The 14,095-nt window shown below is 57.9% G+C and carries 11 protein-coding genes and 1 pseudogene; 6 read left to right on the top strand and 6 right to left on the bottom strand.

The window, feature by feature from the left end:
* Positions 1 to 216 precede the first annotated feature (216 nt).
* The 5 genes from Q1A71_RS23005 to Q1A71_RS22985 all read right to left on the bottom strand — a co-directional run bounded on the left by Q1A71_RS23005 (position 217) and on the right by Q1A71_RS22985 (position 3,893).
* Positions 217 to 708 carry a GNAT family N-acetyltransferase gene (locus Q1A71_RS23005; protein ID WP_299682520.1) on the bottom strand — a complete coding sequence of 164 codons (492 nt, stop codon included), beginning with the start codon at positions 706 to 708 and terminating at the stop codon, positions 217 to 219.
* Positions 709 to 743: 35 nt separating this feature from the next.
* Complete coding sequence (locus Q1A71_RS23000) at positions 744 to 1,526, bottom strand: class I SAM-dependent methyltransferase (protein ID WP_299682517.1); 783 nt, start codon at positions 1,524 to 1,526, stop codon at positions 744 to 746.
* 141 nt (positions 1,527 to 1,667) lie between these two features.
* The gene (locus tag Q1A71_RS22995) at positions 1,668 to 2,579 is read right to left on the bottom strand and encodes an alpha/beta hydrolase (protein WP_299682514.1); all 912 of its coding nucleotides are present in this window, start codon (positions 2,577 to 2,579) and stop codon (positions 1,668 to 1,670) included.
* Positions 2,580 to 2,773: 194 nt separating this feature from the next.
* Positions 2,774 to 3,271 (bottom strand): DUF5946 family protein, encoded by a 498-nt coding sequence (locus tag Q1A71_RS22990; protein WP_299682593.1) that lies wholly within the window; start codon positions 3,269 to 3,271, stop codon positions 2,774 to 2,776.
* 25 nt (positions 3,272 to 3,296) lie between these two features.
* The gene (locus Q1A71_RS22985) at positions 3,297 to 3,893 is read right to left on the bottom strand and encodes a GNAT family N-acetyltransferase (protein ID WP_299682511.1); all 597 of its coding nucleotides are present in this window, start codon (positions 3,891 to 3,893) and stop codon (positions 3,297 to 3,299) included.
* Between the two features lie 295 nt (positions 3,894 to 4,188).
* Between Q1A71_RS22985 and Q1A71_RS22980 the strand changes: the two genes are divergently transcribed.
* The 6 genes from Q1A71_RS22980 (at position 4,189) to Q1A71_RS22955 (ending at position 12,979) form a co-directional block, all read left to right on the top strand.
* Positions 4,189 to 7,869, top strand: coding sequence for an AAA family ATPase (locus tag Q1A71_RS22980; protein WP_299682508.1), 3,681 nt, complete (start codon positions 4,189 to 4,191; stop codon positions 7,867 to 7,869).
* Positions 7,870 to 8,273: 404 nt separating this feature from the next.
* Complete coding sequence (locus Q1A71_RS22975; protein WP_299682505.1) at positions 8,274 to 9,230, top strand: homocysteine S-methyltransferase family protein; 957 nt, start codon at positions 8,274 to 8,276, stop codon at positions 9,228 to 9,230.
* Positions 9,231 to 9,291: 61 nt separating this feature from the next.
* On the top strand, positions 9,292 to 11,004 hold the full coding sequence (locus tag Q1A71_RS22970; protein WP_299682502.1) for a hypothetical protein: 1,713 nt from the start codon (positions 9,292 to 9,294) through the stop codon (positions 11,002 to 11,004).
* Between the two features lie 59 nt (positions 11,005 to 11,063).
* Entirely contained in the window at positions 11,064 to 11,663 is a 600-nt protein-coding gene (locus Q1A71_RS22965) for a GNAT family N-acetyltransferase (RefSeq protein ID WP_299682499.1), read from the top strand.
* Between the two features lie 80 nt (positions 11,664 to 11,743).
* The gene (locus Q1A71_RS22960; protein WP_299682497.1) at positions 11,744 to 12,283 is read left to right on the top strand and encodes a GNAT family N-acetyltransferase; all 540 of its coding nucleotides are present in this window, start codon (positions 11,744 to 11,746) and stop codon (positions 12,281 to 12,283) included.
* 93 nt (positions 12,284 to 12,376) lie between these two features.
* Complete coding sequence (locus Q1A71_RS22955; RefSeq protein WP_299682494.1) at positions 12,377 to 12,979, top strand: MSMEG_1061 family FMN-dependent PPOX-type flavoprotein; 603 nt, start codon at positions 12,377 to 12,379, stop codon at positions 12,977 to 12,979.
* A gap of 254 nt (positions 12,980 to 13,233) precedes the next feature.
* Here Q1A71_RS22955 and Q1A71_RS22950 read toward each other — a convergent pair.
* Positions 13,234 to 13,860, bottom strand: a pseudogene (locus Q1A71_RS22950) (LysE family translocator).
* Positions 13,861 to 14,095: the final 235 nt, after the last annotated feature.

Raw genomic sequence — 14,095 nt, 5'->3', positions numbered from 1 at the left:
GTCGGCGATGTGACTGTCGCGGAAGGGCAAGGTATTACGTCTATCGTGCAGAGTGTTTGGCGACAGAGGTGCGGTGAAAGCACCCATGAGGTCCGTCTCCGCACACGGACGTAACAGGATGCAGCGGTAGCGAAGACGTTTAAGTCAAGGTTGGCTTCGCAGGTGAAGCTAACTTTCACGCTGAAAAGTTGAATGTTTGGTCAATTAGCCATTGATCTAAATTTGTAATGACATTTCATGCCAAGTCATACCTCCATGATTGGAGGCTGATGGTCGCACATAGCTGTACCCAAATCTCTCATAGAGCGGCACATGATGTTCTTTGCACATGAGGTGGATTGTTGATTTCCCCATCCGTCGCATGTGCCTGATGAATTCTTCCATCAGCGCCCGCGAATGCCCTTGACCTTGCGCGGTAGGATTGACCACGACAGACATGATGACCACATTGGGTGCATCGGGGTCATGTCCTATGAGTTCTTTGAAGTCCTCGTCGGACATCTCGACCTGATACACGCAGCCGCTATTGATGAAGCCAACGACTTTTCCGTCTACTTCAAGGATCAGAAAACCCTCCGGGTAGGTGGCGATCCGTTTGGAGATTTTGGTGTGGGTCGCGGCCTCGTCCCCTTCGTAGGCAGAGGTCTCGATAGCGAAGCAGCGATCTGCATCAGCCATCTTTGCGTAACGGAAACTGCGCCTAGTCATCTCTTACTCAGCTTCTTGGTGTTTCTGCAATGGCTCTACCATGACGACGGCTTTGAATATTCTGCCGCTGTTTGGTCGGAGCGTTCCCTTAAGTAGCCACTCAAGTTAACGGCTGTCGCAAGAAACGGATGAAGGCCGTTCGGCAACTGAGCCTCGCCATACCCCGACAGACGTTGCACCTCAAAGCCTGCTTCTTCCAACATTCTGCAAACCTCGGCAGGCTCGTAGGTGCGCAGGCGGTGAAGTTCGCTGGACTTTTCCCAACCGCTGCCCCGCCTGATAAAGGTAACGATTTTTCGGGTAATGATGTCGTCCCGCACAGAGGCCTGCATCGCAACGAAGCTGTCCGGCTTCTCAGACCAGACGCATTCGCCTTGCCCATGGCGATTGGGACCAGCGCAGTCAAAAAGGAACCGACCTCGGAGTAGCAAGCTTTCGCGTACACGACGAAACAGGGTCTCCAAAGCACTGGGGCCACCGGTGGCTGTAGCGTAGTTCACGACCTCGCCGATTGCAGCAATTGCATCCACGGTGCCGAAGTCTGCGGAGAGTATATCGCCTTCTTTAAAGCGCCCCGAGGGCACTCGCCGCTGGGCGATGGACAACAATGCAGGCGAAAGGTCGACGCCGACGACCTCATGTCCATCCGCCGCGAGCATCAAGGATAGTCGACCAGCACCACACCCGAGGTCCAAGACGCGGCCTGCGCTTGGCATCAGCGGCAACAGGACGTCAGCCGCGGTCCGGGCCAAGGCCTCATGGTGGTCTGCATGTATGGCCGCAAGATCGGGCCCGTAGAACAATTCAGTCGATGTCATGCACTTCTAACCTCTGCATAAAGCTGATTTGATAAGCGGCCGCATCGCAAGACCTGCCATTCGTCCACGCCGCGGCACTTGGTTGGCAGTACGCTCGAATGCACACTGTCATGGCTGGACCCAACAAAGCGGCAGACATGCTTACTCAACCGCTCCTCTTTCGAGGTAACGCGCCAAGTCCGCAATCAGCACCTCGCCGCCTTCAAGCACACCCGGCATCTGAAAAAAGCCGTGTATCATGCCATCATATCGCTTTACCCGACAATCGTTGCCGGCAGCGATCAGGCGTCCTGCGAATGCCTCGGCCTCATCGCGGAGCGGATCGCATTCGGCAGAGGCAACAAAGCAACGTCCAAAGCTCGATAGGTCTTCTGCCCAATAAGGTGATGCGCGTGGGTTTCGCACTTCCGATTGGGCAATCCATTGCCGAAAGTACCATTCTGACTTTCGTGCTGTGAACCCGTAGCCCTCGGCGTAGGTTTGGTAGGAAGGCTGGCAGCAGGTGGCATCCAACATCGGATAAACGAGGCTCACCGAAGCGATGTGTTTCTTTGCGTCACGATTGGCATGAAGCGCCAACGCCGCGGCGATGTTGCCCCCTGAACTGTCTCCACCAACATGGAGCAAGGCCTCGGTCGGACTTTTTCCGGTCGCGTATTGCAGCGCGTGTTGGAACAATACGGGCGCGTCTTCGAACTGAGCCGGAAACGGGTATTCGGGAGCAAGGCGGTAGTGCGCAAGAAAGACATCCCGCTTGGACTTCTGACACAGTCGCCTCATCGACCGATCATACGCCGTTGGTGGACAAACAAAGCCGCCTCCCGGAAACCAGATGATGCCAGTGCCTTGATCCCGATCCAACGGCGCATAGTGCGTGATGCTCAGCTCTGGGTGACCGGGGATTTCAAGGTCCTCTACTGACGCCACTGCAACAGGTTGGCCACCGAGCGGAATTGATTTGAATTCCGCTGCACGCACGTCGGCGACGTCCCAATCATTCGGTTTTGGCCTTGGTTCGCCAATCAGGGCACGGGCGTCGGGATGAAGTGGCATCTTTAATCCTTGGGAAGATGAATTTTTTGAGGTTCGGCAGCAGCGTTTTCGAACGCTGGGCCAAAGAGTTCGGATACAAGGCGGTCACTCCATTGGCAGCTGCATTTCGAAGTCACCAATGACGGCTTTCGGCCGAGCTCACAGAAGCGGCGCAACAAGCTAAAACTGCACCGACGTTCAAGAAAACGTTTCATCTAACGATTGTCGATTGATAGGTGACGTTCGGCCCAGTCCAGGATGTAGTCGTGATGTTCCCTCCAGTCGTTCCATGCTGATTTCGCCCAATTTGTTACGGCGCAGATGTGGGCTGGCGTACCGGCATCTGCCTGCACATCAGCAATAGTCATCGAGAACTCAATGGGCGGTGACAGGGCTTCCAACTCGCCTTTGTATTTGCCCAGAAGCAACATGATGTCCGCGGACCGATTAGGCACATGGAGATGCTGAAGTTGCACGGCGAGTCTCGCGAGATGGAGACCCACAGATTGTATGGCTTGGCGGGATACCCCGTCGCCGGGATGTTGAACGGCAAAAGCGTCCACGCTGAGCCTGTGGGTCGGCATCAAGGCTGGATCGCTGTACTCAAATGCCAGGAGCTCGGTATATGCTGCAAAGCATGTGGGCGAAGAGAGCATGTAAGGATGGGTCGGTCCGTCGATGTCTTTCAAGACGGCACCACATCCCGGGCACACCGAGTGGTGAGATCGAGGCAACGGATCACTGTTCACGACACTTCTCGCTCACGCTTCTGGCCTGGTTTGATGAAATCCGTTGCCACATGGCTGCCCGCACTGGCGGGGATAACCCCTGTTCGTGATCGGAGTCGAGCTGATCTCTCAGAAAGCCGGGCATACGTTCCTCGCCGACAATGCAAAAGCCGCGGCGTAGATACCATGGCGCGTTCCAGGGAACGTCGTGATATGTCGTTGGCGTTATCGCCACCATTCCGAACGATCTCGCCCGTTCAAGACACTGGTCGACCAGCTGCCGACCGATGCCCCTTCGCTGCATCCCGTGCTTTACCGACAGCTCGTCGATGTGCAGATAGCGATCAATAACGCTCGCGCCCAGGAAAGCAACAACTCCGTCGCTGTGGTTCTGCGCCACGAGAGCGGCGTCGCTTTTGGCAAGGTATGACGCCCATTCTACGGTAGAAGCGCTTTGCTGCATCAGCCACCAAATCGATGGGATCTTGCTGAAAGGCTGCGCTGCCGATCTCTCGACCATTGCGACATGCGGAGCATCGTCGGGGACGGCACGCCGTATTATGAGGTCGCAGTGACCGCAATCATCGCGCAACAACCTCCGTTTCATATTCAGTCTCCGCCGCTCACCTTCACAGGTCTGGCAAGTGTTCTCCGACGTCTGACCAGCATCATACCGCTACCCAGTCGTCAGGGTTTAAGACCGTTTGTCTCGGAACCGTTCATTCCTCGTTTAGGCGGCGTGACGGGAGCGTTAAATCTAGCTCTGTCTGACTGGCTCCGTTTGCGAAGCGACTGACGCTCACCTAGTGTTGCTGCTGTTCCATGCTCCAGGACGCGGCAGCGTCAGAGTTGCTGCAGGGGCGATTGCCGAAACTTTGTTCGGCCTCAAGGAACGGCGTATAATGCCGACACCGGAGACCTCGATGCTTCAAGACCAGAACTCTGAGGACAAGCTCGAGATTAACCTCTTTGGGGTCTTCGAAGCGCGGATCGATGGCGTACCGGTTCGCTTGCCGACCCGCCGGGTCGAGTTGATCCTGGCGCTTCTCGCGCTTGATATCGACCGCGCCATCAGCCGATCCCATCTCGCGTCGCTAATTTGGCCGCTGCAGGCGGAAGAGCAGTCCCGCACTTCGCTTCGCCAAGCGATCTTCCGGCTTCGTACGACCCTGGGTCCGTCCCATGTCGAGGCACTGGAAGTGACTCCCGGTTGGCTCAAGCTGCGCCGTGACAGGGTATCCCTGGACATGGACCGCCTGGAAGAGGCTGGGCCCCTAGCCGACGCACCAAGCGGCATTCCGCTGGACGGTCTTTCGGGATTTGAACCCGAGATCGAAGATCTGCTGCACGCACGTCGGGCGGAGCTGCGTCAACGTTTCGTGAACTGGCTGGAACAAGCAGAGCAGCAGGGACTCGAAACGCACAACTACGTTGAGCTTGAGAGCCTGGCCCGAATGCATCTCTTGCTGGATAACTATGACGAAGGCGCATTGCGGACGCTCATGGTTGCGTTGTCGCGCCAAGGGCGAAGAAATGCAGCGTTGGAAGCCTTTCATGTCGCCAGCAAACGCATTCGAGCGGAACTTTCGGTCGAGGTCGAGCCGGCCACGCAGGCCTTGTTTAAGGAAGTGCGTTCGGCTGCTCATGCGCCCGCACCGCAAGCCGCTGTCGAACCGGCTCCGGATGCACCTGGCGCGTCGGAGCATGACACTATCGATTCCATCTCAGTGAACGATGATCCAGGCTCACCTGTTCATTTGCGGCATGTCGCGGTCATGCACATTGTGTCTGAGCGGCTTCTGGCTGCGCTGCGCGATGCAGATCCGGAGAACGCAGAAGCCCTGAGCCGTGCGGCACTGACGAACATGGAAGAAGCGATCAGGCGCGAAGGCGGCAAGATCGTTGGGCGAGCGGGCCACCACGTATCCTGCGTTTTTGGTGCCGGGCGACCTGATGAGAGCCCGGCGCTCTCCGCGGCGTTGGCTGCATTTGAGATCGCTCAACAGAGCAGTGCGGTGGGCCTCCACGCCGGCCGCGCTCTGATCGGTACAAACTCGGAGGTCCTGCCGCTGACCTACGTGGCGCAGACCATAGTTGAGAACACTGAGATGGGGACCGTCACCATGACGGAACCTGTCGAGTTGGCGTGCCGCGGTGTCTTTGCCTCTAGGCCGATGCCGTCTGTTGAAACCGCTTCTGACGCGGTCGACGTGTGGCGGCTTTCCGGAGAGGCAAGGGGTCGCGGCGGATTTGATATCCGCAAGGCTCGCGGGCTTGGCCGGTTCGTCGGAAGACAGGTCGAGATCCAGGCACTCTCGAACACTCTCCGATCCGATGGACCGCGCGCAGCTGTCGTGATCGGCGAACCCGGTATCGGAAAGTCTCGGCTTGTCCACGAATTCTCCAAAAGGTTCGAAGAAGAAACTGTGCTGCGTGTTCAGTTCACCCCCGGAGAAATTGGCAGCGGTTTCGAACGCTTCAAGGAGCCATTGTGTGCGCTGTTCGAAACGGAAGACGCGTCGGAGCCCGCGGCCGTAATCGAGCGATTGAGGCAAACACTTGCCTCGCAGGGCCTGACCGAGCGCTTCCTGGCACCGCTTGCGAGCTTATTGGGCATGTCAGGAGAAGATCGGACTTGGATCGAGACCCCGCGCGATGGAAAATTCCAGTGGCTCGCGGATGCATTCCTTGCCGCCATAGCCTCTGTCAGCGGCCGCAATGCGGTGCTTCTGGTAGAGGACGCGCATTGGGCGGATCGAGACGCGCACTGCCTTCTGGACAGAATTGTGCGATCGCTCGACGCCGCAGGGCCAATGCTTGTCGTCACGCAAAGACCGGGCGCACCTCGGACATGGGCCGGGCAAGGTCAGGTGGTTGTCCTGGCGTTGAACGCTCTGCAGGACAACGAATCCAAGGAAATGCTGGACGAATTCTCCCTGCCATCTTCGACCAGGGCGCAGATCTTGTCGCGCGGTGAAGGTATCCCACTTTTCATCGAAGAGCTCGCACGACATTCGGCAGGTGTAGAAGATCATCAGCTCAGTGCAATTCCGCTGCCGCTGCAAGGATTGCTTGCGCAACGCCTTGATGCCCTGGAAAGCGGACCGAGACGGCTTATCGAGGCGGCATCGGTTATCGGCGCCGAGCCTTCCGACACCCTGCTCAAGGTCGTGTCGGGATTGACTCCGTCAGCCTACGAACATGCGGTTTCGGCGCTTTCGGATGCTGATCTCCTGTTTCGCGTTCGGAGCGTTCCGGAACGTGTCTTTGCCTTCAAACACGCCCTCTTTCAGGACACTGCCAATCAATCGATCCCCGCAACGCGGCGCAAAGCGCTCCATGCCGCAATCGTCGCCCATCTTGAACCCGAGTGGCAGGGAGGAGAGAGAGAATACAGCGCCGTGCTGGCTGACCATGCTGCCAAAGCGGACTTGACGTACAAAGCAGTCGATTTCGCTTTCGCGGCTTCGGAAGACGCGATCAAGATGTGCGCTTTCGCTCTCGCCGACCGAATGCTGTCTCTCGTGCGGGGATGCTTGGCAAGGATGGAAACTAGCGAGGAGGTGCTGAGGCTCGAACTTCGACGTCTTCAACTCAGCTTGCCGGTTCTTGTCTCCTACTCTGACGCCGCCGGTCTGCATACGACCTTGTCTGACGCGCTGAGCCTCTGCCGCACACTTGGCGACGACTGGATGTTCGGCTTCCTGTCTTTGCACGCGGCCTTCGCTTATCAGCACCACGAACCTGCCACGGCGCTTCGCCACGCGGATGCCGCGGGGTCCATTGGCGTCAAGCTATCGGACGCAATGATCCTTCGCGAAAGCGCAGTTTCCCGCTGCCAGATCTTCACCTATCAGGGGAAAATGCGGGCAGCACTTGATGCAATCGCTGACTATGCCGACGCCTGGGAGGACAATCCGGCAGAACGAGATGAGTATCTCGTATCCCGCTATGTCTTTATGCAGTACATGTTGACGCGAAGTTACGCGGCGATTGGTGAGACGGAAATGGCGCTGTCCCATGCGCGTCGATCCGTCAATTCCGCCCTGGCGAACAACCACCCGATCGACCGCTACATCGCCTTTCTGGCATTGGGCGATCTGTTCTTTTTCGCAAACCGATGGGAAGAGGCGGCGAAAGCCTTTCAGAGTGCAAGGCACATCGCGCGGGGTCAGACACACGGCTTCTTTGAGACCTTGGCAGAAGCGTCACTCGGGCGCGCGGAATTACGGACCGGGCAGGCATCGATTGGCGCCAGAAGGCTCAAGAAGCTCACCCAAAACGCGGCGAGCCTCGATCCGATTGTGCGGCTTGAGGTGGACGCGGCGCTTGCCTGCCATGAAGTAGCACGTGGAGTCGAGCCACACCGGTCTCTTGAGGCCCTACAGCATCGGGCCGAAGAACTCGATCTACCCCTGGTTCGGATCGCGCTCATATATGCCCGCGCCGAGTGGGACGGAGACAGTGCCGACGCTCTACGCTCGGCCGCAGACGCAATTGCAAGCGAGCAGGGCTATGCACCTTGCCAGTTGCCTGATTGCCTTACCTGCGCGTCCTTCATGGCTCCGGTTCTTTCCGAATAGCAACCGGTACGTGATTAAGGTCGGACGTGTCGCGGCTGGGCTGGCACACGGTTGACGTCAGCTCCAGAGCGGTAGTTTCCCCGAAGTATCCACAGGTAAGGCTAGGTCGTCACTGCAGCGCGACAGCCGACGCGGCTTCTCGCTCAAGTCAAAATTGGTGCGGCGCGGACCGCATTTCACACGGATTTAACGCAGGAGCGGTGCGTTCAGCTACACCGATGAGGGACACCTTGATCGTCAACAAACGAGAAAGACGATCTTATGTGTTTCCTTGTCCGTTTCCGGCGCAAGCACGCGTCCCCTCCCTTTACAGCACACCTTCGTCGCGACGTCGGGTTGCCCGAATTGGACCGGTCCGATGAAATTATCGGTCACCTTCTGAAGCATCCGAGAGGATGGCTTTGATGACCGCGATATATCGAAACAACCTGCCTCAATCTCAGGGTGGACAATTTCTCACCGACTCCGGTCTCGAAACGACGCTTATCTTCGAGAATGGCCTCGATCTGCCTTGCTTTGCGTCCTATCCGCTTTTGGACAGCGTTTCCGGCCGTCAGACGCTCCGTGCGTATTTTGAGCGGCACCTGTCCATAGCTGCTGACAAGGGCATAGGATTCGTCCTTGAAGCGCCGACATGGCGAGCAAGTCGAGACTGGGGCGTACAAGTCGGACACTCCTCAGGCGATCTGGAGCGGCTCAACAAGGCAGCGATCACTTTGCTTGCCGATATTCGCAGTACGGCAGAGGCAATCTCGCCGATCGTGATTTCCGGGAACATCGGCCCGCGCGGCGATGGCTATCGCCCTGACACCGCGATGGGTGCGGAGGAAGCCGAGGCGTACCACGCTGAGCAGATCAAGTGGTTTGCCGCAACCGCCGCAGATATGGTCAGCGCCTTCACCCTTTCAACAGTGAACGAAGGGGTCGGTGTCATCCGCGCCGCGTCAGCGGCGGGCATTCCATCCGTCGTCTCGTACACAACCGAAACGGATGGCAGGCTGCCAGACGGCACAGCGCTTGGTGAGGCAATCGAGCAGACCGACATGGCGACGGCCGGTGCTGCGGCGTACTTCATGGTGAACTGCGCACATCCAGACCATTTCCGCGCAGCACTCGAAACCGAGGCGGCCTGGCTCAAGCGGATATGGGGCGTGCGTGCAAACGCGTCCCGCCTCAGCCATGCCGAACTGGATGAGGCGGAGGAACTGGATCCCGGCAACCCCGCCGAACTCGGGCGCGACTACGCCCGTCTGAAGCAGATTTTGCCGGATCTCCGCGTCTATGGAGGCTGCTGTGGCACCGACCATCGTCATGTCGAAGCCATCGCCGATTGCTGCGTGCATCGCCCTGGCCTGCACTGACACCAAACCGAGCTTTGGCGAACGCCAGCTCGTCTTAAGTCAAACATAAAGGAGTAGCCCGATGGGTATCCGACTGACCACGATGGCCGCTTTAACGGCGACAACCTTACTAACCAGTATCGCAATAGCGCACGAACCTGAGCGGCGGACCGAACTCTTTCGCCCGGGTGTCGGTCATGCAGAGGGACAAATACCGGCGGACGATGCGCATGCCGCGATGGTATTCGCAGGATATGGCGACTTTGGTTTCGACGTCGGCAGCGATGTTCCCGAGGCGCGCGAGGCGTTTGCGCGCGGCATCGCACTCCTTTGGGGCTTCAATCATTCCGCAGCTGTGCAGGCTTTTCGCTTGGCGCAAGAGGCCGACCCTGCCTGTTCAGCCTGCTTCTGGGGTGAGGCCTACGCGCTTGGACCGAACCTAAACGACGGCATGCGCGAACGGAATGCTGAAGCCGCTGCCGCGGCGGCTGGACGAGCATTCGCGCTGTCGATCACGCCGCGTGATCGGATGCTTGCTGCGGCGGTCATGTCGCGCCACGATCCGTCCCTTGGCTACCGGGCGGCTCAAGATCAGGCATTTGCAAACAGAATGGCAATTGCGGCAGAGCGGCTTCCCGACAATCCGAATGTGCAGGTTATCTACGCGGACGCGTTGATGAATTTGCAACCTTGGGACTACTGGGAGGCGGACGGCATCACCGCCAGGGGCGAAACCGAAACCATTCTTTCGACCCTCGAACGCGCCATCGCCCTGTCGCCGGACCATCCCGGCGCGCTCCATCTTTACATTCACGCGGTGGAGGCGTCAGCGGAACCGGAGGCGGCAGAGGCTGCCGCAGATGCACTTCGAGGAGCGGTTCCGGTAGCCGGGCACCTTCTGCACATGCCTGCGCACATCTACAATCGGATCGGTCGGTATGCGGACTCCATCGCTGTCAACCGAGAGGCAATTGCTGCGGATCAGGCCTATCTCGCGGCAGCTGGCGATGCGGCAAGCCCGCTTTACCGATACGGGTACTATCCTCATAACATCCATTTTCTTCTCGTCGGCGCACAGATGGCCGGCCTGCGTGAGGATGCGCTCGAAGCCGCGGACCTTCTTGCGGACGTCACATCGGACAAGGTCTCCGGAGAGCTGGCCTGGGTGCAGGCAATCGACACTGCACCTTATGCCGCCCACGCCCAACTGGCTGAGCCGGAGGTGATCCTCGCGCTCCCCGATCCCGGCGCAACGTTTCCGTTCGTGCGGGGCCACTGGCACTGGGCACGCGGCACGGCCTTTGCTCTTCAGGGCGATCTGTCAGCGGCACTTGCGGAACAGCAGGCCATCGAGGTGCTCATCGCAGACGCAGATCTGTCCGGCCTGGAAGAACAATACCTGCCCGCGCGCGACGTGCTGGAAATCGCGAAGCACCTCGTAGAGGCGCGGATCGAGCAGGCTCAAGGCAACTGGCATGCAGCCGAGCATCATCTCGAAGAAGCAATCGCGCTCGAGGACACCATACCCTACATGGAGCCGCCTTATTGGTCCTATCCCGTGCGTCAGACGCTCGGCGCGGTCCGGCTCCAGGCTGGCGATGCACTTGGCGCGCTGGCTGCGTTCGAGGCGGCGCTGGAGACTCATCCAAATAACGCCTGGGCGCTCTGGGGGATTTGGCAAGCCGAAGAGGCGCTCGCCGTTGATCAACTCGACATCGGAACGGTTGCCGCTGCGCGTCGGGCCTTCGAGCGGGCTTGGCTCGGCGAGGGTGAACCGTCGGTTGATCGGCTCTGAACGTCGGTGGGCCGGTTTGCCGGCCCTCTCACAACTTTCTTCAAGCGCATGAGGCTCCAATGACCATCGAACTGAAAACGTCGGCCAAAAAATCGGCGCTACACGGTTCCGGCTTTCAGGAGACGGAGTTGCTAACGGTTCTGGCTGCAGCATTTGAGGCCGATCCCCCCGTCCGTTGGCTCTATCCGGAACTGTCCGAGTATCAGACCTATTTCCCTGATTTTGCGCGCGCTTTCGGCGGAGCTGCGTTCGCACGGAACACATATCAAGCGCGAGACGGCGGTGCGGCACTCTGGATCCCGCGGGGTGGCGGCCCGTCCGAAGGCGCGATCGAAGCCGTCATCGAAAATTCCATCCCGGCAGAACGGCACAACAGCGTGTTCTCTGTGTTCGAGGCGATGGAAGCTTTTCATATTGAAGAACCGCATTGGTACCTGCCCCTGATGGGAGTGGTCCCGGAACGACAGGGCCAAGGTCTGGGGAGTGCGCTGTTGCGTCCGGTTCTGAAGCTTTGCGACGCCGATCGTGTCCCGGCCTACCTCGAAGCGACGACGGTGCGCAGCCGAGCGCTTTATCTTCGGCACGGCTTCGAAAGTCTCGGAACGATAGATGTCGGCGGGTGCCCGGCGATCCATCCCATGTTGCGAAAACCCAAATGAGCGTTGCACCTGGTTCGCGAAGCCGACCTTTTTCAAGTTTGCCAGCCGGGAACACTACCTGGAAAACTCAAGGAGCCGACATGAAACAGAAGGACATCACGACTAAAAGGCTACGCTTCAGACGGCTGAAAGCAACGGATCTGGAAGGTTGGGACCAATTCTTCCTGAGTGACCGCGCCCAATATGTTGGCGGCGGGAGCGAGTCGGGTGAGGCACTGTCTTGGCGGGTCTTCTCCAGTCTTCTTGGCCATTGGCACCTCCGAGGGACGGGTCCGTTTGCCATCGAGAAACTCGAGGACGCCCAAGTCATCGGCATGGCTGGCCCATGGTATCCGAGAGGTTGGCCGGAACGCGAGCTCACATGGTCTCTGTGGGGAGCCGAATACGAGGGATTCGGCTATGCGACCGAGGCCGTCAAGGCTCTTCGCCGTCATGTTACCAGGGATCTGGGATGGGACAGGATTGTGAGTTACGTAGATCCCAGTAATGCAGCATCCATCAAGCTGTGTGAGAGTCTCGGCTGCATCGAGGATCCCAATATCGCCCTTCCTGATGACGATCCCACGATGGCGTTTGTTCACCCGGTCTGTAGCCCAGTAAGTAAATCGGCTCTAACCTAAACGTCAAAAAGCATGCTTTCGGCGTCTGCCCTGGAACTCAAGACATGCATCTACTGAGAGCACATCGCATTACTTACAGTTTATGGACTTACAATGAAACCAATCACACAGATTTCAGAGCTTGAAGCGCAGTACGGCGAAGTGCCGGAGGGCGCAAACAGAAAGGTCGTTAATCATTTGACGCCGCTATACCGTAAATGGATACAGGCGTCGCGATTTATGGTGCTATCGACTGTGGGACCCGGAGGGACAGATGGAAGCCCTCGTGGTGAGGATGTGCCGGCCGTAAGGATACGTGATCCCAAGACAGTTCTGTTCGCGGATTGGCGTGGCAATAATCGAATTGATTCCCTGCGGAACATCGTGTCGGACGGGCGCCTCAGCTTGATGTTCATGAATCCAAATTCAAACAATGTTGTACGGATAAATGGAACTGGAATCGTAACGGCCGACCAAGATCTACGGCAGGATTTCACTAAGCGGAAAACTCTGCCAAACACAGTTGTAGTCGTTAGGGTTTCGGAGGTCTACTTCCAGTGTGCAAAAGCTTTGATGAGGTCAGACCTTTGGAAGGGGAATGCTGAGGGATCAGATCTGCCATCGGCAGGTCAATTCCTTAGAGAGCAGATATCCGGCTTTGACACGGAGAAATACGATTCTGAGTATTCGTCACACGCAGAGAAGACAATGTGGTAATGGAGGTGAGCCTTTGCCGACATCTGCCAGGTGACGCGCTGTGTAGTGCTGTTCGCGACAACCTCTGTTCAAGCGACGTGCATCTGAAGGCGTCTGATGAGTCTTGATGCTTACCTTGCTTGCCCGGCTGATACAGTGGTCAGGCAGTGGTGCATTGCAACGGTAGTGGGCCCCATAAATTGCCATAGCTGACGTTCAGTCTTGATCGTCCCGGGTCTGTCATGCTCAGAAAAGCTGCCATAGCGGGCCGTCTATCATCGCTCCTGAATCGCGAGCCGAACACCCAGAGCGCAATAGATGCTGCCGACAACCTTCCCTTGCCACTTGAGAACAGTTGGATTGCGGCGGAGGAAGTTGCCCAGGCCACCTGCTGCGACGGAGTAGACGATTGTGCAGACGAAGCCGATCAGCGCGAATACAATCCCAAGAATGGTAAGCTGTGCGACCACAAAACCTCTTTCTGGGGCGACGAACTGAGGCAGAAACGCAAGGAAGAACAGCGCGGTCTTAGGGTTCAAAACTTCGGCAAGGATCGCCTGTCTGAAAGCTTGAGGTGCCGTGATGGGAACGCGACCCTGGCCAAGATCGACGGAAGCTTTCTCGAGTATCGCCTTCAAACCAAGATAAACCAGATATGCAGCCCCAAGTTATTTCACGATGGTAAACAGCGTGGCAGACGCCGCAATGATGGCGGAGATACCGACCACTGCCATTATGGTATGGAGGACGTCGCCCGCTGTGATACCAGCACCCGTCGCAATACCGACTTTCGTTCCTGAAGTTGTGGCCCGCGCGACCGTAAGGAGGGTCGCCGGTCCGGGAATGAAAACAAAGCCAAGAACGATCAACGAATAGGTTAGCAGCACGGCGGGTTCGATCATTCTGCTTTCTCCGTAAATTCCTAAGATCGCAGCAATCCACAGGCGAAGAAGAATGACAAGCCCCGGAACCAGACGTTCGCCTTTTTCCGACTAATGAGCACGCTGGACTCGCTTCGGATCTCAACTGTAAGGTGTTCGGACGGTAGCACTGCGGGACGAGGACGAAACCGCTCTCGCGGTATTGGCGCTTACGGCGGATGTTGTGCGCTGATGTAAGCGGCGTGGATTTTGCGAA

Origin of the sequence: uncultured Roseobacter sp. (genome assembly GCF_947493125.1) — a bacterium.
In the GTDB taxonomy this organism is placed as follows: Bacteria; Pseudomonadota; Alphaproteobacteria; order Rhodobacterales; family Rhodobacteraceae; genus Roseobacter.
The sequence above is the reverse complement of the archived record's forward strand: the minus strand, read 5'-3'. Positions and strand labels throughout refer to the sequence as shown.

What these genes read in the sequence shown, in the direction of transcription:
- Q1A71_RS23005 (WP_299682520.1), bottom strand. Translation starts at nt 708, where the DNA reads ATGACTAGGCGCAGTTTCCGTTACGCAAAGATGGCTGATGCAGATCGC.
- Q1A71_RS22980 (WP_299682508.1), top strand. Translation starts at nt 4,189, where the DNA reads ATGCCGACACCGGAGACCTCGATGCTTCAAGACCAGAACTCTGAGGAC.
- Q1A71_RS22985 (WP_299682511.1), bottom strand. Translation starts at nt 3,893, where the DNA reads ATGAAACGGAGGTTGTTGCGCGATGATTGCGGTCACTGCGACCTCATA.
- Q1A71_RS22955 (WP_299682494.1), top strand. Translation starts at nt 12,377, where the DNA reads ATGAAACCAATCACACAGATTTCAGAGCTTGAAGCGCAGTACGGCGAA.
- Q1A71_RS22960 (WP_299682497.1), top strand. Translation starts at nt 11,744, where the DNA reads ATGAAACAGAAGGACATCACGACTAAAAGGCTACGCTTCAGACGGCTG.
- Q1A71_RS23000 (WP_299682517.1), bottom strand. Translation starts at nt 1,526, where the DNA reads ATGACATCGACTGAATTGTTCTACGGGCCCGATCTTGCGGCCATACAT.
- Q1A71_RS22995 (WP_299682514.1), bottom strand. Translation starts at nt 2,579, where the DNA reads ATGCCACTTCATCCCGACGCCCGTGCCCTGATTGGCGAACCAAGGCCA.
- Q1A71_RS22970 (WP_299682502.1), top strand. Translation starts at nt 9,292, where the DNA reads ATGGGTATCCGACTGACCACGATGGCCGCTTTAACGGCGACAACCTTA.
- Q1A71_RS22975 (WP_299682505.1), top strand. Translation starts at nt 8,274, where the DNA reads ATGACCGCGATATATCGAAACAACCTGCCTCAATCTCAGGGTGGACAA.
- Q1A71_RS22965 (WP_299682499.1), top strand. Translation starts at nt 11,064, where the DNA reads ATGACCATCGAACTGAAAACGTCGGCCAAAAAATCGGCGCTACACGGT.